The organism is Actinomyces bouchesdurhonensis (assembly GCF_900128465.1).
Taxonomy (GTDB): domain Bacteria; phylum Actinomycetota; class Actinomycetes; order Actinomycetales; family Actinomycetaceae; genus Pauljensenia; species Pauljensenia bouchesdurhonensis.
The window spans coordinates 170,329-193,384 of record NZ_LT635862.1; the positions used below are offsets into that span (position 1 = coordinate 170,329).

Consider the following 23,056-nt stretch of genomic DNA (forward strand, 5'->3'; position numbering starts at 1 on the left):
CGCCCGCGCCGCCGACCTGGTCGCCACCACCGAGGAGTTTCTCGCCGCCGCGTGGAGCGCCGCCGCCGGGGGAGCCGACACTCCCCTCGAGGCCTCCAAGGCCTCGTTCCTCGACCTGAGCGAGCTGTGGGGGAGCGGGAATCACCCCTGGTGGGAACTCACCGACCTGCCGCCCGCCGACCTCGCCTCCGCCATCGACGAGGCCGGGGCTAGGTCCGCGGGTCAGGGCGACCCAGCGCCCGTCGTCGTCTCGCCCACCCTCATGCGCGTGGGAGCACGCGACGTGCACCCCTACCGCGGGGACTTCACCCGCGCAGCCGCCGACCTCACCGACCTGGCGCGTGACGGCTGGAGCATCGTCGTCACCACCGAAGGCCCCGGCCCCGGAAGGCGCATCCGCTCCATCCTCACCGACGCCTCGTGCCCGACCGCGCTCGCGGACAGCGTGGAAGCGCGCCCCAACCCCGGCCTCGTCACCATCACGACCGCGCAGGCCGGCGTCGGATTCGTGGCGCCTCACCTGAAACTCGCGATCCTCACCGAAGGCGACCTCACCGGGCGCGTCGGCGCCACGACACGCGACATGCGGCGCATGCCCTCACGCAGACGCAAGGGCGTCGACCCGCTGACCCTGCACCCGGGGGACTACGTGGTCCACGACCAGCATGGCATTGGCCGCTTCGTCGAACTGGTCTCACGCACCATCGGGCGCGGCGAGGCTGTTTCCACCCGCGACTACCTCGTCATCGAATACGCTCCCTCCAAACGCGGCCAACCCGCCGACCGGCTCTTCGTGCCCACCGACGCACTCGACCAGATCTCGAAGTACACGGGGTCCGACGAACCCTCCCTGACGAAGATGGGCGGCGCCGACTGGGCCAAAACCAAGGCACGCGCGAAGAAGGCCGTGAACGAGGTCGCTAAGGAACTTATCCGCCTGTACGCCGTGCGCCAGCAAACCAAGGGGCACGCCTTCGGGCCAGACACGCCATGGCAGCGCGAACTCGAGGACGCCTTCCCCTACGTGGAGACCCCCGACCAACTCGTCACCATCGACGAAGTCAAGGCCGACATGGAAAAGCCCATTCCCATGGACCGCCTGCTCACCGGCGACGTCGGATACGGCAAGACCGAAATCGCTGTGCGCGCCGCTTTCAAGGCCATCCAGGACGGCTACCAGGTCGCTGTCCTCGTACCCACGACGCTTCTGGTCACCCAGCATGCCGAGACCTTCGCAGAACGATACGCCGGTTTCCCCGTGCGTATCGGTACGCTTTCACGCTTTTCGACCACGAAGGAGACCGAGGAGGTCAAGGCGGGGTTGGCCTCAGGCGAGGTCGACCTGGTCATCGGCACGCATTCCCTACTCACCGGCACCGTCTCCTTCAAGAAGCTCGGCCTCGTCATCATCGACGAGGAACAACGCTTCGGCGTCGAACACAAGGAAACCCTGAAGGCGCTGCGCACCGACGTCGACGTCTTGTCGATGTCGGCCACCCCCATTCCGCGCACCCTCGAAATGGCGATCTCCGGCATCCGCGAGATGTCGATCCTCCAGACCCCGCCCGAGGAACGCCAGCCCGTCCTCACCTTCGTCGGCGCCTACACGGACGCCCAGGTCAGCGCAGCGATCCGCCGCGAACTCTTGCGCGACGGCCAGGTGTTCTACGTGCACAACCGCGTCGATTCGATCTCGTCGGTCGCGGCTCATATCAGCGAGCTGGTTCCCGAGGCCCGCGTGCGCATCGCCCACGGCAAGATGAACGAGCATCAGCTTGAAGCCGTCATCCAGGACTTCTGGAACCACGAGTTCGATGTCCTGGTATGCACGACCATCGTCGAAACCGGCCTGGACATTTCCAACGCGAACACGCTGATCGTCGACCGCGCCGACACTTTCGGTCTCTCCCAGCTCCACCAGCTGCGCGGACGCGTCGGGCGAGGCCGTGAACGCGCCTACGCGTACTTCTTCTACCCGGGCGACAAGGCCCTAACCGAGACCGCTCACGAGCGCCTGAAGACAATCGCCTCAAACACGGAGCTGGGTGCGGGCCTGGCTGTCGCCCAACGTGACCTCGAGATCCGAGGCGCTGGCAACCTCCTAGGAGGGGCACAGTCCGGCCATGTCGAAGGCGTCGGATTTGACCTGTATGTGCGAATGGTGTCCGACGCGGTTGCCGCCTACAGGGGCGAGACGCCCACCGAGAAGACCGACGTGCGCATGGACCTACAGGTAGACGCTCACATTCCAGAGGGGTACGTGCGCGGCGAACGCCTGCGCCTCGAGGTATACGCGAAGATTGCGGCCACGACCACCCCCGAGCAGGAGAAGGACGTGCGCGATGAGCTGGTCGACCGCTACGGTCCGATTCCGCCTCAGGTTGACCTGCTCTTCGCGGTTGCCCGCCTGCGTGAGATAGTGCGCCGCGCCGGGATCGCCGAGGTCGCTACCCAGGGCAAGTACTTGCGCGTCTCGCCCGTCGAACTGCGCGATTCGCAGGTCATGCGCCTGAAGCGCCTGCATCCGGGGACCGTCATTAAGGCGGCCGTCCGCCAGGTTCTTGTGCCCCTGCCGCTCACCTTGCGCATCGGTGGCGCCCCGTTGACCGATGGCCCCCTCCTGGAGTGGGTGGAAACACTGGTGACCAAGATTCTTGTCCCTTTTGGCGAGTAGTGCCTGTGGTGGAATACACTGGTCTTATTGCGTCGCAACACATCTGAGGAAGGAACGCTTGTGCGCTACACACGCCAGCTGGCCGCCGCCGCCTTGATCGTTGCTGCAGGACTGGGAATGGGGGCCTGCTCCGCCCATCCCGGTGCCGCCGTGGTCACCTCGTCGGGCGTTACGTATTCGAACGCGGAAGTTGAGGAAGCTGCCCAGCAGCTCTTTGACATGAAGGCGTCGAAGAGTACGGATATTGGCTACGCGATCCGCAAGGACCTTGCGAATCATGACCTGCTCGTGGCTGCTGGTTCAACTGCGGGCGTGAGCGTGACGGACACGCAGGTTGACACCTTCGTGCAGCAGGTGGTGCAGCGTAGTGGCGGCGTTGTGCCCGCCCAGATGGGGCGTGTCACTCGTGTCCTTCTGGAAAACACCGTGCTCACGCAGCTGATCAACATGAAGCTTCAACAGGATCCGACGCTGGAGGGTCCGGTGGACGCTGTTGTGGCCCAATACCAGGAAGCGTCCTCCGTCACTATCAACCCGCGCTTCCCGCAGCCTTCCGTCGGTGGGATGGAGGAACCTCAGACGCCTCTGTTTGGTGATGCGGTCGCCGCTCAGAAGCAGCCCGACGCGGCCTCTATGCTGGGAGGCGCGACGGGAACCAACACGCAGTGACGCACATGTGAGCATTCGCTCACAGTGGGTGGGGACTAATGTCGCTTGTCTGGCGTCACACACAGGAGCGTTCCGCTCCGAACCATAAGACGTCGCCTCATCGGGGGTGACCACACAAGGCGGTCCGTATTACCGTTGTACTGACCGCTTCCACGCAACAACATCGATTGGAGAATGACGTGGCAGTTATTGAAGGCATTGGTGCACGCGAGATCCTCGACTCGCGCGGTAACCCGACCGTTGAGGTCGAGGTCGTCCTCGAGGACGGCACCGCTGCGCGCGCGTCCGTTCCCTCAGGCGCGTCCACCGGCGCGTTCGAGGCCGTCGAGCGTCGCGATGGCGACAAGGGCCGCTACCTTGGCAAGGGCGTCCAGGATGCCGTTGACGCCGTCGTCGAGCAGATCGCCCCCGAACTGATCGGCGAAGAAGCTGACGATCAGCGCTACATCGACCAGGCCATGATCGACCTGGACGGCACCCCCAACAAGGGAAAGCTCGGCGCGAACGCTATCCTCGGCGTCTCTCTCGCCGTGGCAAAGGCCGCCGCGAAGTACGCGGACCTGCCCCTGTACAAGTACCTGGGCGGCCCCAACGCGCACGTCCTGCCCGTCCCCATGATGAACATCCTCAACGGTGGCTCCCACGCGGACTCCAACGTTGACATTCAGGAGTTCATGATCGCCCCCCTCGGCGCTCCCTCCTTCCGCGAGGCGCTGCGCTGGGGCGCCGAGGTCTACCACACCCTTAAGGGTGTCGTGAAGGACCGTGGCCTTTCTACGGGTCTGGGCGACGAGGGCGGTTTCGCTCCCAACCTGGACTCCAACGCTGAGGCTCTTGACCTGATCGTCTCCGCGATCGAGAAGGCCGGCTTCAAGCCCGGCGAGGACGTCGCCCTGGCTCTCGACGTCGCCTCCTCTGAGTTCTTCAAGGATGGCCTCTACCAGTTCGAGGGCGAAGGCCGCTCGACCGACTACATGGTGGAGTACTACGAGAAGCTCATCTCGAACTACCCGCTGGTTTCCATTGAGGATCCGCTGGATGAGGACGAGTGGGATGCCTGGAAGGCCCTGACCGCTGAGATCGGTGGCCGCGTGCAGCTGGTCGGCGACGACCTGTTCGTCACCAACCCCGCTCGCCTGAAGAAGGGTATTGAGCTGGGTGCCGCGAACGCGCTGCTCGTCAAGGTGAACCAGATCGGTTCGCTGACTGAGACGCTCGACGCTGTTGAGGAAGCACACCGCAATGGCTACCGTACGATGACCTCGCACCGCTCCGGCGAGACCGAGGACACCACGATCGCTGACCTGGCTGTCGCCACGAACTCCGGCCAGATCAAGACCGGTGCCCCCGCTCGCTCCGAGCGCGTCGCCAAGTACAACCAGCTGCTGCGCATCGAAGAGCAGCTGGGTGAGGCCGCCGTCTACGCCGGTCGTTCGTCTTTCCCTCGCTTCAACAAGTGAGCCTAGGCAACTAGCCGCATAGCTCCGCGCGGACCCGTCAGGGTCCGCGCGGAGTGTTATGTCGGCGTGGAGCCGCGCCAACTGCGCGCTCATAGGGCACGATAGAAGAATGGCTAGTCGTCGTCCTTCCTCCCGCCCAACTCCTCGTCGTCGTTCCTCCGGTGCGGAGGGGGCGCGTACGACGCGCGAAATTAACGCGGAGAAGTCTCGTCAGCGCCGAGCGGCGAAAGCTGCGAAGAAGGACGAGGCCACGGTGCGGGGAGTGCACACATCGCGTTCCGCGGATCGTGTGAAGGCCACCGCTTCTTCGGCGACGGGCCACGGCCACGCGCGGGTCCGCGAAGCGGCGAACAAGAGACGAGAGAACGGCACGGCGCTGTCGATCGGAGGCCTGGACATCTCGACACGTCTGGTCGTGGTCTTGACGGTCGCGGCGATCCTCGCGGTCATGTTGGTGCCCAACGTTTACCAGTGGTGGCAGCAAGAGCGTGAACTCGCCCAGATCAAAGCGCAGGTGGCTGAGCAGCAGCGCAAGAACGCGGATATGCAGCGTCAACTGGACCTGTGGAACGACCCGGACTATATCTCGACTCAGGCCCGTGAACGCCTGGGGTATGTGCGCCCGGGTGAGACCCAATACACGGTCGTTGATCCGGGGCCGCAATATCAGGACTCCGCCATGGCGGCCGCCGCGACGCCGAGTGGACCCGCGCGGCCCTGGGTGCAGCAGCTCGCTATCCTAGTGGGTAAGGCGGATCAGCCGCCCCATGCGACGCCTATCCCGTCGGCTGAGACCAGCCAGTCGGACCAGGACAGTAGCACCGGCCAAGAAAGCGGAGAATGAGCCTCGTTAAGACCACAGACGCCACCGAAGAGGACCTCGTTGTCCTGCGCGACCAGCTGGGGCGCGTGCCCCGAGGCGTGGTTGGTATTGCCGCGCGCTGCGTGTGTGGGCGCCCCACGGTCGTCGTCACTGCGCCGCGCCTGCCCGATGGGACTCCTTTTCCCACTACTTTCTACCTGACGCATCCAGCGGCGGTGAAGGGCGCCTCCACGCTGGAGGCCGAACACGTCATGGATACCATGAACGCGCAGCTCGCCGCGGACGAGGAGCTGCGCGCCGCCTACGTGCGCGCTCACCAGGCCTACATCGATGCGCGCCTGGCCCTTGGTGATGTGCCCGAGATCGCGGGGGTGAGCGCGGGCGGCATGCCATTGCGTGTCAAGTGCCTGCACGCCCTCGTCGGCCACTCCCTGGCTGCGGGTCCGGGCGTGAATCCCATTGGAGATCGCGCGCTTGCGATGCTTGCGGAGCGCGGCCTGTTTTCGACCGCCCGCTGCTCGTGCTGAGCCTCTCCCGCCCGTGCCCGCCCCGACCTCGTCCGGGATTTTACTCACCAGAAACGAAGCGATGACCCGCGTAGCTGCTATTGACTGTGGAACCAATTCGATCCGACTGCTTGTCGCCGACGTAAGTGTCGGCGAGGACGGCAGGCCCCGCCTCGCCGATCTGACGCGCCAGATGCGCATCGTGCGCCTGGGCCAGGGCGTGGATGCACGCGGCTACCTGGACCGGGGCGCGATCGCGCGGACCGTGGAAGCCACCGTTGAATATCAGCGGATGATCGACAAGCTCGGCGCGACGCGCACGCGCTTTGTCGCAACTTCGGCGACGCGCGATGCGTCTAACAGTGCGGAGTTTATTCGTCAGATTAAGGCCGTGATCGGCGTCGAACCCGAGGTCGTCGTCGGCACGCAGGAGGCGTCCCTGTCCTTTACTGGAGCGGTCGGTGGCCTGGGAGAGTCCGTGCGCTCCCCACTGCTGGTCGTGGACATCGGCGGCGGTTCGACCGAGCTGGTGCTGGGTTCGACGGTCGTCAAGCAGGCGATCTCGATTGACATGGGTGCGGTGCGCGTGACGGAGAAGTTTTTCTCACACCTGGACCCCGCGCAGGGCGTTCCGCAGGCGGAGCAGGGGCGAGCGATCGCGTGGATTGACGAGCAGTTGGACGGCGCGGAGAAGGCGGTGGATCTGGCGCGGGTGCGCTCCCTCGTGGGCGTCGCCGGCACGGTGACGACGCTGACCGCCAAGGCCCTGGGCCTCAGTTCCTATCAGCCTGAACGCATCCACGGGGCGCGCCTGAGCGCCGCTCAGATCGAGGAGGCCGTGCGCTTCATGGTTGACCAGCCGATCCCCGTCAAGGCTTCCCTGGGGTTCATGCCCGAGGGGCGCGAGGACGTCATCGCCGCCGGGGCGCTCATCTGGAGCCGCATCGTGACGCGCGTCCTCGATCGTGCGCGGCGCGCCGGGCACCCCATCGAGGAGGTCCTCACGTCCGAGCATGACATCCTCGACGGCATCGCGATGGCGATGGTCGACCGGGCTTGAAGCGGGCGCCGGCCTCCCGTAGGCTGGACTTGCGCCTCGCCCCCGTGGCCCAATTGGCAGAGGCAACCGACTTAAAATCGGTGTGTTGTGGGTTCGAGTCCCACCGGGGGTACTGTCCGCGCGGCGCGTTCGAGGCCGTGGCCGGGATCGCCCGAGTGTTTCCCGGGTGGATCCTTAATTTCGTTGCGCGCATAACGGTACGTTTCCCTTGAAGGGGTACCTCGTGCGACACTAGAGGCAACGCATCACTGACCAAGGAGGAATTATGGCCAACCCGGTGATGAATTCGATCGTTAAAGACTGGTCGACCCAGCAGACGACACCCGCCGGATACCCCGCGATGCCCGGCTATCAGCCTGCGTCTCAGCAGGCACCCAACCCCTACGGGGGTCAGTCGAATCCCTACGCGACCCAGCAGGGCCAGGCGTATGGCGAGCAGGGCGCCTACGGTATGCCCCAGCAGGGCCAGGCGTATGGCCAGCAGGGCGCCTACGGGGATCAGATGGCCTCCTATGAGGCGATGATGAACGCCCCGGCCGCCGACGCGGTGGACCGTGGCACAATGACCTTCGATGATGTCGTGGTCAAGTCCATCATGTGCTTCGGCCTGCTTCTTGTGGGTGCGACGGTCGGGTGGATGACGGGCATCGTTGCGATGGGTGTCGCGTTGGTGCTGTTCTTCGCCTCGTGCGCCGTGACGCTGGGCCTGGCGCTCTTCATCCAGTTCTCAAAGAAGATTCGCCCGGGAGCAATCGTCACCTACTCCCTTATTGAAGGCTTCAGCCTCGGCGTGATCTCCTGTACCTTTGAGTCCTTCTTCCCGGGTATCGTGATCAGCGCGGTTGTCGCGACGCTCGTCGTCATCGGCACGACCTTGGCTGCCTTCAAGATAGGTTTCGTGCGTAACTCGTCGACGCTGACCCGCGTCGCGGGGATCGGTTCCGTTGCCTTCTTCTTCTACTACCTCGTCACCTTTGTGCTGTCAGTCACCGGCATGGTTGACATGCGGGCCGTGAACGACACCCCTGTCTTCGGTATCCCGCTGGGCGTCATCATTGGCCTGCTCGCCGTCTTCATCGGCGTCCTGTGCCTCGTGCGCGACTTCGATGCGGTCAAGGTGGGTGTCGCGAGCAACGTTCCTGTGAAGTACGCGTGGCTGTGCACTTTCGCGATCATGACCGACGTCATCTGGATCTACCTCGAGATCCTCAAGATCCTGTCGTACTTCATGCGCCGCGACTGACGTGCCGCTCCACCGACCCTAAGGAAAGACACCGTGGAAAACATTTCTGTTGTCGGCGACTTTGGCCGCAAACCCGCCCTCTCCTTCGACGGCACCCCCTCTGACGAGCTCGTCGTCGAGGTCCTGCGCGCTGGCGACGGCCAGGAGGTCGAGGCCGGCGACACGATCACCTGCCACTACTACGGCGCGGTCTTCGGCTCGGCGACCGACTTCGATAACTCCTTCGACCGTGGCGGCGCCCTGTCCTTCCAGATTGGCGTCGGCATGGTCATCCCCGGTTGGGATGAGGGCCTCGTGGGTAAGCGCGTGGGCGACCGCGTGCTCCTGTCCATCCCACCCGAGCTGGGCTACGGCGCGCGTGGCGTCCCCCAGGCCGGTATCCCAGGCGGCGCAACCCTCGTGTTCGTCACGGACATCCTGGGCGTGAACTGATCGCAGTTGACAAACGGGGCGGGCCAGCACGTGTGTGTTGGCCCGCCCCGCGCGTCTTGGTCGTCTACTTATCGCGCAGCGTAGGGCAAGCAATGCCCGTGCGCGCGTGACACTCGTAGCCGCCCGGATTCTTGAACAGGTACCGCTGGTGGTACTCCTCTGCTAACCAGAAACGGGCGTCAGAGTTGGGGGCGGGAGCGGGCGCTATCCGCGTCTGGATAGGCCCGAAACCGCGGTCGGTCAGCACCTTCTGGTAAGCGTCTCGCAGCGCAAGCGCGTCCTCGAACTGGGCAGGCGTCGTCGTCCAGATGACGGAGCGGTACTGGTCGCCGATGTCGTTGCCTTGGCCGCCTACCTGAGTGGGGTCATGGACTTCAAAAAATAAGCGAATCAGGTCGACCGCATTCGTCCGTGCGGTGTCGAAGAGGACCCGCACGGTTTCGGCGTGGCCGCTCGCGTGCGCGCAGACCTGCTCATACGTCGGATCGGGGGTGTGTCCACCCATGTACCCAACGGTCGTCGAGACGACGCCGGGAGCGTTCCACATGGCTTTTTCGACGCCCCAGAAGCATCCACCCGCCAGGAAGATAACCTCCTGGCCGACCCCGGCCTCGTCCATGCGTGAAGACCCTTCCGACGCGCGCATCGAGGAACGAACGTCCGATGGCGCAACCGAAAACAATGATGTCATGAACCTCATTTCATCACTGCCGCTCCACCTGCGCGCGCTAAGCGCGTGAAGGACGGAAAACACCGCGTTCACGGGTACTCTTATGGCGTGAGAAAAGGAGGACCCGTGGCCGACGCATCCCAAAAAACCCGCTGGAAGCTATCCGACCTGATGGGACGACTCAGCGCCGTTCTGCCCGTAAGGGATACTAACCCGGGTGAGGGGGGACCCGCCCCCGCGCCCGTTCTTTTGTCGGTGCGAGAAGATAACACGGATGAGAGCGACGCCGCCGCGATGGTGCCGCGCACCTTGCGCGTCGCCGCCGCCTTCTCGTGGCGTACGCTGGTCGTTGTCGGGCTGGTTGCGGTCCTCCTCTGGGGGGCTTCCAAGCTCACCATCGTCATCATGCCTGTTGCGATCGCGCTTACGATCACGGTGCTCCTTGAACCCCTCGTGTCGTGGATGCGCCGCACACTGCGCTTCCCCTCCTCCCTGGCGGCCACCGTCGGCCTGCTCGTCTTCTTCGCTGTCGTCGCTGGTGCGCTCAGCCAGGCGGCCGCCGAGCTCATTCAGCAAGTCCCGCAGCTGGCCACTCAGGCTGCCGACGGTTTCCGCGCCCTGCTCGATGCGATCACGCACAACGAGTACCTGAAGAACGGTCCCCTCAAGCTTGACACGACCGTCCTGAGTCAGGCCGCCGAGCAGCTGCGCAGCGAGCTGGTGACGTGGCTGAACACGAACAAGGAAACGCTGGCGACCGGTGCCCTGAACATCACCTCCTCGGTGGGGACGCTGGCGACCTCCGGCTTGACGATGCTGTTCTGTCTTTTCTTCTTCTTGAAGGAGGGCCGATCTATCTGGCTGTGGTGTGTGCGCCTGCTTCCGGCCCCCGCTCGCGTTCCCGTCCACGAGAGCGCGATTCGCGGGTGGTCAACCTTCGGGTCTTACGTGCGCACGCAGATCCAGGTCGCAGCAATCGACGCTGTGGGTATCGCGTTGGGCGCGTTCTTCCTCGGAGTGCCTTTGGCTATCCCGATTGGCGTCATTACGTTCTTCGCGGCGTTTGTGCCGATTCTGGGCGCTATGACGTCGGGTGTCATCGCCGTTTTGGTTGCGGCGGTCAACGGTGGCCTGACGAAGGCGCTCATCATGTTGCTCATCATTTTGGTGGTTCAGCAGGTCGAGTCCAACATTTTGCAGCCTTTCATGATGTCCAATGCGGTGTCGTTGCACCCGGTGGCTGTCATGCTGGTAATCACTGCCGGATCCGCGATTGCGGGTATCGCCGGCGCTGTTTTCTCTGTGCCGATCGCGGCGTTCATTAACGCCACAGTCATGTATCTGCACGGTTACGATCCGATGCCGGAGCTGGCCACTGATCAGGATCGTCCGGGTGGCCCTCCGGGAGTGTTGGAGGAGCAGATCGCCGCGACCTACGTGGGTAAGCCGGATACTCGCACGTCTTCGGTGCGCGCGGCCACGATGGGGGACGAGGCCGAGGCTTCCTCTGAGGCGACGGGCGAGGGTCTTACCGTGGCTGAGGCGGTTGCCCCCTCGGGAGTGGGTGTCCCGGGTGAGGGGAAGCAGATGAAGGAGGGTGCGACTACTCACGCGGAGGAGGTGTGAGCGGGCGCTGTCGACGAAGTGCGGGCGGGTCCCACCTGTTGTGGTGGGACCCGCCCGCGTGTGTGTCGCTCAGCCTTTGAAGGGCTTGGCGTCGATGATTTCGACGTCGATCATGCGGCCGGTGGGTGCCTCGAAGGAGAGGGTGTCGCCGGCTTTGTGACCGATGACGGCGGCACCGAGGGGTGCCTGTGCGGAGAACACTTGGATACCCAGGTCGCCGCCTGCGTCGCGCGAGCCGAGTAGGAAGGTTTGTTCGCGTCCGGCGACGCGGGCGGTGACGACCATGCCGGGTTCGACGATGCCGTCGTCGGCGGGTGTCTCACCGACCTCGGCGTGTTCGAGCATCTCCTGGAGGGCTTGGATGCGGGTCTCGTTCATGGACTGTTCGTTGCGTGCGGCGTGGTAGCCGCCGTTCTCGCGCAGGTCGCCTTCCTGGCGGGCGGCGTCGATGAGTCGGGCGATTTCTACGCGCTTGACCTCGACGCGTTCCTTCAGTTCGTTTGCGAGCAGGTCGTACTGGGCCTGCGTGAGCCACTGAGTGTCGGCCATGGTTCCTCCGTTGACGTGTGTCAGTACATTGAGCGCCGACACTGTGGTGTCGGCGCGCATGGTGTCGAGTGTAGCAAGATTGGGGGCGCTGTGATCGCGCCGGTGGCGCGTCAGCCTCCCAGGACCGCCAGGTAGACGGCGACGCAGTGGCAGGCCCATGCGGCGACGGTGAAGGCGTGGAAGATTTCGTGGAAGCCGAACCAAGTGGGGGAGGGGTCCGGTTTCTTCATGCCGTAGACGACGGCTCCGAGTGTGTAGAGGATACCGCCGGCGACGATGAGCCAGACGATGGCGGGTCCTCCTCCGACCCACAGTTGGGGTAGGTACCAGACGGCGACCCAGCCCAGGGCGACGTAGACGAGGGTGGTGAGCCAGCGTGGCGCGGTGGGCCAGAAGAGGTTGAGGAGGATGCCGACGAGGGCGCCTCCCCAGACGACGGACAGGAGGATTGTGGCGTCGGTGCGGCTCAGGAGTGCGATGGTCAGAGGCGTGTAGGTGCCGGCAATGAGGAGGAAGATGTTGGAGTGATCCAGGCGTTTCCACATGGTCTCCCAGCGGGGGGCCCAGTAGAAACGATGGTATGTGGCGGAGACGCCGAAGAGGATGAGTGAGCAGGCCAGGTAGACGGCTGAGCCGAGTTTGGTTGCGGTTGTTGGGGCCAGGCATACGAGGACGATGGATGCGGCCAGGGAGAGGGGGGTCGCTGCTAGGTGCAGCCACCCTCGTAGTTTGGGCTTGATGCTGACGAGTTGCCCCGAGACCCATTCCCGGGGTTTAAGCGATGCAATCGGCATGTGTTCCCCTCCATTCTTCTTACGCCACCGTAGGTTACTACGCCGTAGGTTTATTGGAGCGGCATGTTCTCGTACTGCGAGAGCATTTCTGTTTCCCTGTGACCAACAGCGCGATACTCTTAACCTCATAAGAGTACGCTGCGTTATCGGGCCGAGCACCGAGGAGGGACGACATGGGCCAGTGGAACATGCTTTACGACATGTATGAGCGTCGCCTCAAAGCTGAACTGTCCAACGCGGCAGTGCCCAAGCACATCGGCGTCATCTTGGACGGGAACCGTCGTTGGGCGAAGTCGCTGGGGGCTACCGCCTCACAGGGGCATCGGGCGGGCGCAGGCAAGATTTCAGAATTCCTCCAGTGGTCAGATGACGCGGGTGTTTCAATCGTCACCCTGTGGTTGTTGTCAACCGACAATCTCTCGCGAGACGCAGACGAACTGGGTGAACTCCTGCGTATCATCTGCGAGGCCGTGTCGCTCCTGGCCGACCAGAGGCGCTGGAAACTGGCGATCGTCGGCGACCTGTCGCTGCTACCCGAGAAGGTAGCCGATGACCTGCGTTCCTCTGTCGCGCGCACGGCGGGCGTGGAGGGCATGACCGTGAATATCGCGGTCGGCTACGGCGGACGGCACGAGATCACCGAGGCCGTCCGCGCCATGATGCGCGAAGCGTCAGCCCAGGGAAAGACCCTCGACGAGCTGGCTGACTCCTTTACCGACGCGGATATTACCGCCCACGTGTACACGAAGGACCAACCCGACCCCGACCTCGTCATCCGCACCTCGGGGGAGCAGCGCCTCTCCGGGTTCATGCTGTGGCAGTCCGTGCACTCCGAGTACTATTTCTGCGAGGTCTACTGGCCCGACTTCCGTCGCGTGGACTTCCTGCGTGCCCTACGCTCCTACGCCCAGCGCGAGCGCCGCATGGGCAAGTAGTCACCCCCGGTATCCAACACTGAACGAAGCCGTCGCCCCTTCGCTGGACCCGGCCTCGTTCGCGCATCTGACTAAGCCAGCTCAGGCGAGCTCATGCGCCCAGGGCGGGTTCGCGCCCTTGCGTGAGACAGTCACATCGGACACGGCGCTCGCACGATCGATGACGGCGCGGACCTGCTCCTCCGGCAGGGCACGCAGCGCTTCGCGAGCGCCAGCGCCCCGCAGTCCCATGCCCCACAAGGCGTCGATCATGCCACCCATGAAGGAGTCACCCGCGCCGACCGTGTCGACGACGGCAACATCGCCGGGCGTCTTCGTGAAGCGCACGCCCGATGAAGTGGCGACGAGGGAACCGTGCTTGCCGCAGGTAACCACAATGAGCGAGGGCCCCAGGCGCAGCCAACGCTCCACGACATCGTCGACGGGGGCGCCGCCCGTCAGCCACTCGATGTCCTCGTCCGAAACTTTGACGACGTCGGACAAAGCGATGAAGCGTTCGATTGAGACCAGAGTCGCCTCAGGATCGCCCATGATCGAGGGACGGGCGTTAGGGTCGAAGCACACGAGCGCGTGTTCACGCCCGCGAGTCAGCGCGTCAAGCACCGCCGACGCGCCCGGTTCGATGATCGCCGAGATGGAACCCGCCTCGATGATCTGCGCGGTGTCAGGGACATCGATGGGGCCGGTGGGCGCCCACTCCAAGTCGAAGATGTAGGAGGCAGCACCGTGCTCGTCCAGGCGAGCCAACGCGGTCGACGTGTGCGTAGCGCCGCGTGATGCATCCGTGATGTGCACGCCTGAGTCCGAGAGATGAAAATCAATAAGGCGACCACGTTCGTCCCGACCGATCCACGTCGCCAGTTCGACCGGGCGACCCAGGCGCCCGAGCGTCAGTGCGACGTTCGCGGGAGAACCACCGGGGATTTCAATGGGGGAGTCCGGCTGGTCGTGTGTGATCACAACGTCGATGAGTGCCTCGCCAATAGCAAGCACGTGGGGGTGGGACATCTGCGTCATGATTACTCCTTGCCGATCCAAGCCAGTGGGACTGACATCACCCTAGCGCTCGTCCGGTGACTGCGTCTGGGTACGCCCTGTGAGACGAGACTGTGCTCCATCGAGGATCTGTGAGCAGCGCTCCGCCAGTGCCTCCCCGCGTTCCCAGAGTGTCAGAGTGGCCTCCAATGGGGCCTGACCTCCCTCAAGGGACTGGACGATGCGCACGAGTTCGTCGCGCGCTTCCTCGTATCCCAGGGACTGAGGGTCGGGCAGCTGATCATTCACAGTCATTGTGTACTTCCTTACGTTGGTTCTCGAATGGGGCGATAGTGGGGCAGAGGTCCCGGGTCACGAGTCGGTCGGCGGGGCGGGGCTGGTAGCGCCCACGACCTGGGCAACCATACGTCCCGAGGCAAGGACGCCCTCGATCAGGTCACCCTTCTTGATCTGCGTCGAAGAGGTGATGAGCGTCCCCGAGGGAGTCTTCAGCAAGGCGTAGCCGCGGTCCAGTGTTGCCTGCGGCGACAGGGCCGTGAGCGTCGCACGCGCACGGGTCAGGATCTGGCGTTCGGAGGACAGGCGCCGCTCAACCGCCGCACGCAACCCAGTGACATGCCGTTCGAGGGCGGCGCGATGCCCGTCAACAATGGCACCAGGGTCCTGCAGTACCGGGCGCGACGTGATGAGAGTCAGGTGTGAACGTTCCGCCATGAGGCGCCCGGCCACAGCCCCGTGCATGCGGGTACGGGCCTGGGTGAGTCCTTCGCGCTCGCGGGCGCGATCAGGGACGATGCGTCGCGCCGCGTCCGTGGGGGTCGATGCCCGGTAGTCCGCGACGAGGTCCAACAGCGGAGAATCCCCTTCGTGGCCGATCGCGGAGACAACGGGCGTGCGTGCAGCTGCGACGGCGCGCACGAGGCGCTCATCCGAGAAAGGCAGGAGGTCTTCGACAGCGCCGCCGCCGCGCGCGATGACGATAACGTCCACGCCCCGCAACGCGTCGAGTTCGAGGAGTGCGCGGCCCACCTCGGGCACGCAGTGGTCTCCTTGGACCGCGACCTCACGGATCTCAAAGCGGGCGGTCGGCCAGCGCTCTGAGGCATTGACAACCACGTCGTCTTTCGCTTTCGCGCCCCGACCGCAGATCAGGCCGATCGTGCGCGGCAGGAACGGCAGGGGCTTCTTTCGGGAATCTGCAAACAGGCCTTCGGCTGCCAGGCGGGCGCGTAGCGCTTCGATCTGGGCCAGCAGGTCGCCCACGCCCTGCAGGTGAATCTCCGCGGCCTGTAGGTTCAGGCGGCCCGATCGCTCCCAGAACACCGGCTTGACGCGTGTGACGACGTGCGCGCTCTCGCTGAGGGCGGAACCGTCCATGACGGAAGCCCACGCCGTCACCGTCATCGACGTGTCCGTCTGAAGGTCACGTAGCGTCAAAAAGTGCATTGTCGCGCCGGGACGCACCTTGTATTCGACGACCTGACCTTCCACCCACAGGGGACTCATTTTGTCCACGTAGCGCTTGATGTTCTCCGTCAGCCTGCGCAGCGGCCAGGGGTTGTCACGCGTCGTGTCGGCGGCCTTCGCGGCCTGCGGGCGCGCTGGTGTGCCCCCGGAGGGGGCATCGGTGGAAGAAGAGAAAGCAGAGGGCGAGGTCACCCACACAGGATGCCACAGGCCGCCCGCATGTGTGGTCTCGTCTCCGAGCGCGTGGGGAGCTGGCAGCGAGGCCACGCGCAGGCCTCGTCCATGAAATGCGTCCCGTGTGATTCCCACGCCCCCGCGCACGCCCGAGCGTCCCGGACGATAGGGTTGATGCATGAACGAAAACGTCGACCTGCGAGCCAGCGCCGAATCTCCCCTGCCCGAAGCACACAGTGGCGGCAGTGGGCGCATCCTCCTGGCAGCCCCCCGCGGATACTGCGCCGGTGTGGACCGCGCCGTCGACGTCGTCGAAAAAGCCCTGGATCTCTACGGCGCGCCCGTCTACGTGCGCAAGGAAATCGTCCATAACAAGTTCGTCGTCGAATCGCTGACCAAACGCGGCGCAATCTTCGTGCAGGACACCGACGAGGTCCCCGAAGGGGCTCGCGTCGTCTTTTCCGCGCACGGCGTCTCACCTGCGGTTCATGAGGCCGCAGCAACCCGCCAGCTCGCCACGATCGACGCGACGTGCCCGCTCGTGACCAAGGTGCACCGCGAGGCCGTGCGATTCGCGAAGGAGGACTACGACATTATTCTCGTGGGGCATCAGGGCCACGAGGAGGTCGAGGGAACCTTCGGTGAGGCTCCCGACCACATCCAGGTCGTGGGCAGCCCCGACGAGGTCGAGGGAGTCGTCGTGCGCGACCCCTCGCGTGTCGTGTGGATCTCCCAGACCACCCTGTCCGTCGATGAGACTCGTGAGACCGTGGACCGTCTGCGTCAGCGCTTCCCGCAGCTCATTGACCCGCCCTCGGATGACATCTGCTACGCCACCCAGAACCGTCAGGGCGCCGTGAAAAGCATCGCCGGACAGGTGGACGTCATGATCGTTGTCGGTTCCGCGAACTCTTCCAATTCGGTGCGCCTCGTTGAGGTGGCGCTCGAGGCCGGGGCGGGCAGCGCGCACCGCGTGGACAAGGCCGCAGAACTCGACGAGTCCTGGTTCGAGGGCGCCCGCACCGTCGGACTCACTTCGGGGGCGTCCGTGCCCGAGATCCTCGTGCGTGACGTCATCGAATNGCGCCCCGCGCGTCGGCGTGACGTGGCGCGTGGGGTCCGCGTCGCCGGGTCTGCTCGGATAGGATGGGGGCGTGTCTCTTACTATCGGTATCGCTGGACTGCCCAACGTCGGCAAGTCCACCCTGTTCAACGCCCTGACCCGCGCGACCGTGCTCGCCGCGAACTATCCCTTCGCGACAATCGAACCCAACGTCGGCGTCGTGCCCCTGCCCGACCCGCGCCTGAACAAGCTCGCGGAAATCTTCGGCTCCCAGCGCATCATTCCCGCCACCGTGTCCTTCGTGGACATCGCCGGCATCGTGCGCGGCGCGTCCGAGGGCGAGGGCCTGGGCAATCAGTTCCTCGCCAACATTCGCGAGGCCGATGCGATCTGCCAGGTCACGCGCGCCTTCTCGGACCCCGACGTCGTGCACGTCGACGGCAAGGTGGACCCGGCCTCCGACATCGAGACCATTAAAACCGAGCTGATCCTCGCCGACATGCAGACGATCGAGAAGCAGATTCCGCGCCTCGAGAAGGAGGTGCGCGGCAAGAAGACCGAGCCGATCGTCCTCGAGACCGCGCGAGCGGCGTTGGAGCTGCTGGAACGCGGCGAGCTGCTGTCCGGCCCCGAGGGCGCGAAGCTGGATCAGGATGCGCTGCGTTCCTTCCAGCTCATGACGTCGAAGCCCTTCATTTTCGTGTTCAACATGGACGCCGCGGAGATGGACAACGAGGAGATGAAGGACGAACTGCGCTCCCTCGTCGCGCCTGCTGAGGCCATCTTCCTGGACGCCCAGTTCGAGGCCGAGCTGGTCGAACTGGACGACGAGGACGCCCGCGAGATGCTCGCCGAGTCGGGCCAGGATGAGTCCGGCCTGGACAAGCTGGCCCGCGTCGGCTTCGACACCCTGGGCCTGCAGACCTACCTGACCGCCGGTGAGAAGGAGGCGCGCGCATGGACGATCCACAAGGGCGACACCGCCCCCAAGGCCGCCGGGGTCATCCACACGGACTTCGAGAAGGGCTTCATTAAGGCCGAGGTCGTCTCTTACGACGACCTGGTCGAGGCCGGCTCCATGGCCGCCGCGAAGGCCGCCGGCAAGGTCCGCATGGAAGGCAAGGATTACGTGATGCACGACGGTGACGTCGTGGAGTTCAGGTTTAATGTTTAATCATTTCTGAACGAGGCAGGGGCCGGGACCGTCAAATTGTCCATCGGCTCAATACGTGTGAGGGGTGCCAGTGGGTACGCGACGAGCGGATTTCGAGAGGGATTTGAAGGACTTTGTATCCACCTTCCGAGAAGGCGTGAGTACGTCCGACGGGGAATGGACCATTAAGGGGTTCATTGATGTCTTCAAGAATGTCTACACGATCTCCGGTGATACGAAGATCGTGTCCAAGATTCTGGAGATACACCTGTTTCCGCTGCTGCTAAAGTTCGCGGATGATAAGGGCTATTCGTTAGTTCTTGCTGATCACCAGAACTACTATCCAGACATGACGTTCATCGCGCGTGATGATGAGTCAAGGAAGTTCGCGGTTGACCTCAAAACAACGTACAGACTGCCCAACAATCCGGAGAACTGCAACGGTTTCACACTGGGGTCTCACGGTCAGTACTTCATTGACCGGACTTCCCGAAAGAACATCCAGTTTCCGTACAGTGAGTATGACGGTCACTTCTGTCTGGGCATTGTGTATGATCGGGCAGCTAAAGGTGATCTCGATGAGACTCGACAATATGCGATTGAAGACCTGGAATCCATTACATCCGTCATTTCCAACATGCAGTTCTTTGTCGCCGAAAAATGGAAGATTGCGAGCGACCGATCAGGTTCCGGTAACACTGCCAATATTGGTAGCATCCGTCATATTGAAGACCTCCTCGCTGGACGTGGCGTCTTTAGTGAGCTAGGGGAACAGTGGTTCGATGACTACTGGATGAACTACGGCAAGATCACTGTCCCGACCGCGGACGGCGGCACCAGGAAGATCACCGGAATCGAGGCTTTCGTCAACTATCGTGGCGGAGACGTGAGTAAGATTGTCAAGCGTCAGGGAGGGAAGAGGATTCGTGTCACAGAGGATAGTGGTTCCTCCCATCAAGTCGCAGGGTATTAAGACGAAACTCATTCCTTTCATCTCGACACTCGTTCCTTCCTCTCAGTCGGGGCGTTGGATCGAGCCGTTTATGGGGACCGGTGTCGTTGGTTTCAATCTTGCAGACGGGCCGGCCCTGATGAGCGATACTAATCCTCATCTCGTTCGCTTTTATGACGCGATCAAGTCTGGCGACATCACCGGAGGGATAGTCCGCGAATTCTTGTCGGTCGAGGGTGATAGGCTTCAGCGTAGTGATGGAGCCTACTACTACGAGGTGCGTGCTCGGTTTAATGCCGATGCTAATCCGCTTGACTTCCTGTTTCTAACGCGAGCTTGTTTCAATGGTGTGATGCGTTTTAATCGATCCGGCCATTTCAATGTTCCTTTCTGTAAGAAGCCAGCCAGGTTTTCACAGGCGTACGTTACGAAAATCGTGAATCAAGTCGACGCTGTTTCGCAGGTGGTTCGGTCCGGGCATTTCGATTTTCGTGTGTCGAACTTTCGTCGGATTCTTGATGAGGCCCGCAGCGGCGATCTTATTTACTGTGACCCGCCCTATATCGCCCGGCATGCGGATTATTTTAACTCGTGGAGCGAAGACGATGAGCGCGCCTTGGCAGATGGGCTCCGTATGACGTCGGCTTCCTTTATTCTCAGTACGTGGTCGCACAATGACTATCGCATGAACGACTATATCGATAGTTTCTGGGGCGATTTCCCTAGGATCACCCGCGAGCACTTCTATCACGTGGGGGCTCGCGAGAGCAACCGTCGCGGAATCACCGAGGCGCTCGTGTTTAGTTCTGATTTGGATCCGCGGGAATTCGTTCCGTCGTCAGCGGGATGACCTGGCTGATAGTGTGCGGGGGGCGATGGTGTCGGTGACGCTAGCGTGCTCACGTCACCGAAGGACTCAACCCCATCGTAAACAAGTAATATCGCGGAGCTGGTGTCCCTCATCCGCTTCGGCGCGCCCGCACGTGAACCCTTGAACGTGCGCGTCAACTCCTTGATACGCGCGTCAATCGGCGGTGTCATAGGGTGTAAGCAATTTCCTGTAGTGGTGATGCTGTTTGGAGGCTGATCATGGGGTGTCGTCGGATGCTTGGTGCCTGGGATCGCGCGGCGATCATGGCGGGGGTGAATGTGGGCTTGTCCCAGACGCGTATCGCTCACTTGATTGGGCGTAGCCCCTCGGTGGTGTGCCGTGAGATCGCCCGCCATACGGGCCCTGACGGGCAGTATCGGGCCGAGGAGGCCGACAAGGCGGCCCGCGCGGCCAGGCGTCGCCCGAAGAAGCGCCTGTTGGATTGTGACGAGGTCCTTCGCCGCCGTGTGATTGCTGATTTGTCCCAGGGGCACACTCCCCGCCAGATCAGCGGGCGCTTGCGTGAGGAGGCGTGTGGCACACTGCCCTCCATGGATACTTCTCCCGACGCCCAGGGTCACACGATCAGCCACGAGGCGATCTACACGTGGATCTACGCCCACCCCAAGAAGACGCTCATCGAGCACGGCATTTGCTTGCCCTCGCGCCGGTGGATGCGCAAGAAACCCCCAGCAAGCGGGCGCAAACCCCCCATCGTTGGGATGCGGCTGATTGACGAGCGCCCTGACATTTCTGATCGGAAAATCCCGGGTAACTGGGAAGGTGACCTGATTATCGGCCAAGACGGGGCCAGCGCGTGCGCGACCCTGGTTGAGCGCACGACCCGCTACCTGATCATCGTCGCCCTGCCCCTGGGTCGGAAAGCCGACCAGGTCTGTGACGCGCTCACCCGCCGCATCCAGGGCCTGCCCGAAGGGGCGATGCGCACACTGACCTGGGACCAAGGCCGGGAAATGGCCCGCCACCAGCGCCTCACCCACGACACCGGCGTGGACGTGTTCTTCGCTCACCCCCACAGCCCCTGGGAGAGAGGAACCAACGAAAACACCAACCGACTCATCCGCCGCTACCTGCCCAAAGGAACCCCCATCACCAGCCACCAACCCTACCTCGACGCCATCGCCTACGAACTGAACAACTGCCCCAGAGCCACCCTCGGCTACCGCACCCCAACAGAAGCATTCAACGAACTCATTGCTACCACCCATTGACACCGCCATCCCTAGACATGCGCCTGTGCAGCGCTGCTCACGCGCAGATAATCGGATCCGCGTGCCAGTTATCGGACCCGCGTGCGTATCAATGGTTCTGTCAGCGCGGTGCGGGGTGTCCTCGGAGTAATTTCGCACGCAATTCAATCATCCTGCCATTCACCGGTGCCGACGAACAATGTGTTGTATAGTCGGCAACTACTTAACATTTGTGAAAGGACTCATCATGGCTGATCAGTCTTATTGGCAGGGTGGCCAGCCGGGTGGGCATGGCCAGTTCCCCCTTCAGATGCCCCCGCCTCCGCCTGTGAATCAATGTCAGGGAGGTATGCCTCCGCTGCTCGTCCAGCCTGTTGCGCCTGTCAGGAAGGGCCGCAGACCGATCGGCGTGCTAGCAATGATTGTTGTCGCGGCACTGGTCGTCGTTGGCGGTGGAGCGTATGCAATTACTCGCGTCCTCTTTCCGTCGGGCGGCTACGCGAACCCCGATGACTTGGCTGCGAGTATTGAGACCGCTGTTGAAACGAACTCGCTGATGTCACTGGCGAACGCCCTGCCTCCCTCAGAAGTCTCGATTTTGACGGCCGCGCAGCAGGTTGACGAGGGTGACGGCCAGTTTAACAGGTTGAAGATGACGAGTCCGGAGGCGCTCGAGGACTATATTAACGAGATCGATGACGGTATTACCTCTATCGATTCTGTGGTCGATCAGAAGTCCGACTCGGTGGCTATCATCACGCTGAGAAACTGGCGGGGTACGATGTCTGTCAGGCCGGGGATAGTGGATGTGGTTCGTGAGCACTTCGTGGAAGCGAAGGGGACGAACCTGAGCGCGTCTGAGCAGGAGCTCTTCGAGAGCATGAGGGAAACATTCATGCATGACGACTTTTATGCCGATATGCTCGCCGATTTCAGAGATCGTGGGTTGCGCCTCGTGGCTGTCAACGAGGGGGGCCGGTGGTATGTGTCTCCGTCGATGACGATGGTTGAGCAGACGTTGGGTAGTGATCGTAGGGCCGCGCCTCGCTATGATGCCGACTTCACCGACGTTGAGGGGGCGTCCTCTCCGGAGGAGGCTGTCTCTGGCATGGTGGATGCGCTGTGTAACGGGGCCAGCATGTCCGACAAGGACTTCTACCGTTTCCTGGATCTGCCCGAGCGTCGCATCGCCGCGGTATACGCAGATGCCGATTCATCCCCGCTGTTCGCGGTACGGGGTGTGGGTATGAACGAGTTCATGAATAATGTTCAGATTGACTGGGGTCTGAGTTCCACGAAGGTCAGTGGCGGCGCTATTGTCAGCGTTGGGACGACGTCGATCACGGCGGGCGACTTCTCGGTCTCGTTCAATGGTGACACGGTGACGTACACGGTTCCAAAGTCCGACCGTGGGTCGCGAAGCTCGAGCAGGAAGAGCCAGACCGTGCGCTTTACTGAAGGCTTGGTTAATCCGGAGCGCCTGGGAATTTTCACGGTGAGGGACTCCACTGGGTGGCATGTGTCCGCTGCCCGCACCTCCGGCAACCTATCAATGCTGAAGGTAGCGGATGGCGCGCTCGATCAGGCCATCGATGGGGCCGGTGAGTTCCTAGGCTACTACGATAGCGACATGTCTCGAGATGAGATACGTGACATCATCTCTCTAAGAGGGGAAGAAGTCATCGTCGTTATCGTCTGGAACTTCATGAAGAACGCCGACTGATGCGC

At 63.2% G+C, this 23,056-nt stretch carries 21 protein-coding genes, 1 tRNA gene and 1 pseudogene; 17 read left to right on the plus strand and 6 right to left on the minus strand.

Going from position 1 to position 23,056, the window contains the following annotated elements:
- From mfd to BQ7477_RS00825, 9 genes are all read left to right on the plus strand, one after another.
- Positions 1-2,674, plus strand: a 2,674-nt coding sequence (gene mfd, locus BQ7477_RS00785; protein ID WP_073982445.1) for a transcription-repair coupling factor, incomplete at its 5' end; no start/stop codon positions are given.
- Positions 2,675-2,734: 60 nt separating this feature from the next.
- Positions 2,735-3,343 carry a hypothetical protein gene (locus BQ7477_RS00790; protein WP_073982446.1) on the plus strand — a complete coding sequence of 203 codons (609 nt, stop codon included), beginning with the start codon at positions 2,735-2,737 and terminating at the stop codon, positions 3,341-3,343.
- Between the two features lie 179 nt (positions 3,344-3,522).
- A complete protein-coding gene (gene eno / locus BQ7477_RS00795) occupies positions 3,523-4,803 on the plus strand; it encodes a phosphopyruvate hydratase (protein ID WP_200783437.1) in 1,281 nt (426 codons plus the stop codon).
- Between the two features lie 109 nt (positions 4,804-4,912).
- A complete protein-coding gene (locus BQ7477_RS00800) occupies positions 4,913-5,647 on the plus strand; it encodes an FtsB family cell division protein (protein WP_073982448.1) in 735 nt (244 codons plus the stop codon).
- The gene (locus BQ7477_RS00805) at positions 5,644-6,153 is read left to right on the plus strand and encodes a DUF501 domain-containing protein (protein ID WP_073982449.1); all 510 of its coding nucleotides are present in this window, start codon (positions 5,644-5,646) and stop codon (positions 6,151-6,153) included. The genes BQ7477_RS00800 and BQ7477_RS00805 overlap by 4 nt, the downstream gene beginning before the upstream one ends.
- 61 nt (positions 6,154-6,214) lie before the next feature.
- Entirely contained in the window at positions 6,215-7,192 is a 978-nt protein-coding gene (locus tag BQ7477_RS00810; protein ID WP_073982450.1) for a Ppx/GppA phosphatase family protein, read from the plus strand.
- A gap of 38 nt (positions 7,193-7,230) precedes the next feature.
- Positions 7,231-7,304, plus strand: a tRNA-Leu gene (locus BQ7477_RS00815).
- A gap of 153 nt (positions 7,305-7,457) precedes the next feature.
- Entirely contained in the window at positions 7,458-8,435 is a 978-nt protein-coding gene (locus BQ7477_RS00820; RefSeq protein ID WP_073982451.1) for a Bax inhibitor-1/YccA family protein, read from the plus strand.
- A 33-nt stretch (positions 8,436-8,468) separates the two neighbouring features.
- Positions 8,469-8,867, plus strand: coding sequence for an FKBP-type peptidyl-prolyl cis-trans isomerase (locus tag BQ7477_RS00825; RefSeq protein WP_073982452.1), 399 nt, complete (start codon positions 8,469-8,471; stop codon positions 8,865-8,867).
- 64 nt (positions 8,868-8,931) lie between these two features.
- Here BQ7477_RS00825 and msrA read toward each other — a convergent pair whose 3' ends face one another.
- Positions 8,932-9,558 carry a peptide-methionine (S)-S-oxide reductase MsrA gene (gene msrA / locus BQ7477_RS00830; RefSeq protein WP_073982453.1) on the minus strand — a complete coding sequence of 209 codons (627 nt, stop codon included), beginning with the start codon at positions 9,556-9,558 and terminating at the stop codon, positions 8,932-8,934.
- A 150-nt stretch (positions 9,559-9,708) separates the two neighbouring features.
- Between msrA and BQ7477_RS00835 the strand changes: the two genes are divergently transcribed.
- Complete coding sequence (locus BQ7477_RS00835) at positions 9,709-11,163, plus strand: AI-2E family transporter (RefSeq protein ID WP_390883799.1); 1,455 nt, start codon at positions 9,709-9,711, stop codon at positions 11,161-11,163.
- Positions 11,164-11,232: 69 nt separating this feature from the next.
- On the opposite strand, the gene greA is transcribed toward BQ7477_RS00835, so the two are convergent.
- Together greA and trhA are read right to left on the minus strand one after the other, a co-directional pair.
- Positions 11,233-11,712, minus strand: a complete 480-nt coding sequence (greA, locus tag BQ7477_RS00840; protein WP_073982454.1) for a transcription elongation factor GreA — start codon at positions 11,710-11,712, stop codon at positions 11,233-11,235.
- A 110-nt stretch (positions 11,713-11,822) separates the two neighbouring features.
- A complete protein-coding gene (gene trhA / locus BQ7477_RS00845; RefSeq protein WP_073982455.1) occupies positions 11,823-12,506 on the minus strand; it encodes a PAQR family membrane homeostasis protein TrhA in 684 nt (227 codons plus the stop codon).
- A 173-nt stretch (positions 12,507-12,679) separates the two neighbouring features.
- Between trhA and BQ7477_RS00850 the strand changes: the two genes are divergently transcribed.
- The gene (locus BQ7477_RS00850; protein ID WP_073982456.1) at positions 12,680-13,441 is read left to right on the plus strand and encodes an isoprenyl transferase; all 762 of its coding nucleotides are present in this window, start codon (positions 12,680-12,682) and stop codon (positions 13,439-13,441) included.
- 81 nt (positions 13,442-13,522) lie between these two features.
- Here the strand turns inward: BQ7477_RS00850 and BQ7477_RS00855 are convergent, their stop codons facing one another.
- From BQ7477_RS00855 to xseA, 3 genes are read right to left on the minus strand one after another with little or no spacing between them, the layout of a single operon-like run.
- Positions 13,523-14,458 (minus strand): carbohydrate kinase family protein, encoded by a 936-nt coding sequence (locus BQ7477_RS00855; RefSeq protein WP_073982457.1) that lies wholly within the window; start codon positions 14,456-14,458, stop codon positions 13,523-13,525.
- Positions 14,459-14,500: 42 nt separating this feature from the next.
- The gene (locus BQ7477_RS00860) at positions 14,501-14,731 is read right to left on the minus strand and encodes an exodeoxyribonuclease VII small subunit (protein ID WP_073982458.1); all 231 of its coding nucleotides are present in this window, start codon (positions 14,729-14,731) and stop codon (positions 14,501-14,503) included.
- 57 nt (positions 14,732-14,788) lie between these two features.
- Positions 14,789-16,096: an exodeoxyribonuclease VII large subunit gene (gene xseA / locus BQ7477_RS00865; RefSeq protein ID WP_073982488.1), complete on the minus strand. Its 1,308-nt coding sequence runs from the start codon at positions 16,094-16,096 to the stop codon at positions 14,789-14,791.
- Positions 16,097-16,256: 160 nt separating this feature from the next.
- On the opposite strand from xseA, the pseudogene BQ7477_RS00870 reads away from it, so the two are divergent.
- The 6 genes and pseudogenes from BQ7477_RS00870 to BQ7477_RS00895 form a co-directional block, all read left to right on the plus strand.
- Positions 16,257-17,159, plus strand: a pseudogene (locus BQ7477_RS00870) (4-hydroxy-3-methylbut-2-enyl diphosphate reductase); the annotation flags it as partial.
- Between the two features lie 73 nt (positions 17,160-17,232).
- A complete protein-coding gene (gene ychF, locus BQ7477_RS00875; protein ID WP_073982459.1) occupies positions 17,233-18,315 on the plus strand; it encodes a redox-regulated ATPase YchF in 1,083 nt (360 codons plus the stop codon).
- Positions 18,316-18,451: 136 nt separating this feature from the next.
- Entirely contained in the window at positions 18,452-19,267 is an 816-nt protein-coding gene (locus tag BQ7477_RS00880; protein ID WP_200783438.1) for a type II restriction endonuclease, read from the plus strand.
- Positions 19,236-20,096, plus strand: coding sequence for a Dam family site-specific DNA-(adenine-N6)-methyltransferase (locus BQ7477_RS00885; RefSeq protein WP_200783439.1), 861 nt, complete (start codon positions 19,236-19,238; stop codon positions 20,094-20,096). The genes BQ7477_RS00880 and BQ7477_RS00885 overlap by 32 nt, the downstream gene beginning before the upstream one ends.
- 239 nt (positions 20,097-20,335) lie before the next feature.
- The gene (locus BQ7477_RS00890; protein ID WP_073982462.1) at positions 20,336-21,349 is read left to right on the plus strand and encodes an IS30 family transposase; all 1,014 of its coding nucleotides are present in this window, start codon (positions 20,336-20,338) and stop codon (positions 21,347-21,349) included.
- Positions 21,350-21,575: 226 nt separating this feature from the next.
- Entirely contained in the window at positions 21,576-23,051 is a 1,476-nt protein-coding gene (locus BQ7477_RS00895; protein WP_073982463.1) for a hypothetical protein, read from the plus strand.
- Positions 23,052-23,056 lie beyond the last annotated feature (5 nt).

Bases quoted from the DNA above. Each gene is read 5' to 3' on its own strand.
- BQ7477_RS00800 (WP_073982448.1), top strand. From the start codon at position 4,913: ATGGCTAGTCGTCGTCCTTCCTCCCGCCCAACTCCTCGTCGTCGTTCC.
- BQ7477_RS00805 (WP_073982449.1), top strand. From the start codon at position 5,644: ATGAGCCTCGTTAAGACCACAGACGCCACCGAAGAGGACCTCGTTGTC.
- BQ7477_RS00810 (WP_073982450.1), top strand. From the start codon at position 6,215: ATGACCCGCGTAGCTGCTATTGACTGTGGAACCAATTCGATCCGACTG.
- BQ7477_RS00820 (WP_073982451.1), top strand. From the start codon at position 7,458: ATGGCCAACCCGGTGATGAATTCGATCGTTAAAGACTGGTCGACCCAG.
- msrA (WP_073982453.1), bottom strand. From the start codon at position 9,558: ATGACATCATTGTTTTCGGTTGCGCCATCGGACGTTCGTTCCTCGATG.
- BQ7477_RS00835 (WP_390883799.1), top strand. From the start codon at position 9,709: ATGGGACGACTCAGCGCCGTTCTGCCCGTAAGGGATACTAACCCGGGT.
- greA (WP_073982454.1), bottom strand. From the start codon at position 11,712: ATGGCCGACACTCAGTGGCTCACGCAGGCCCAGTACGACCTGCTCGCA.
- trhA (WP_073982455.1), bottom strand. From the start codon at position 12,506: ATGCCGATTGCATCGCTTAAACCCCGGGAATGGGTCTCGGGGCAACTC.
- BQ7477_RS00850 (WP_073982456.1), top strand. From the start codon at position 12,680: ATGGGCCAGTGGAACATGCTTTACGACATGTATGAGCGTCGCCTCAAA.
- BQ7477_RS00855 (WP_073982457.1), bottom strand. From the start codon at position 14,458: ATGACGCAGATGTCCCACCCCCACGTGCTTGCTATTGGCGAGGCACTC.
- BQ7477_RS00860 (WP_073982458.1), bottom strand. From the start codon at position 14,731: ATGACTGTGAATGATCAGCTGCCCGACCCTCAGTCCCTGGGATACGAG.
- BQ7477_RS00890 (WP_073982462.1), top strand. From the start codon at position 20,336: ATGGGGTGTCGTCGGATGCTTGGTGCCTGGGATCGCGCGGCGATCATG.
- BQ7477_RS00895 (WP_073982463.1), top strand. From the start codon at position 21,576: ATGGCTGATCAGTCTTATTGGCAGGGTGGCCAGCCGGGTGGGCATGGC.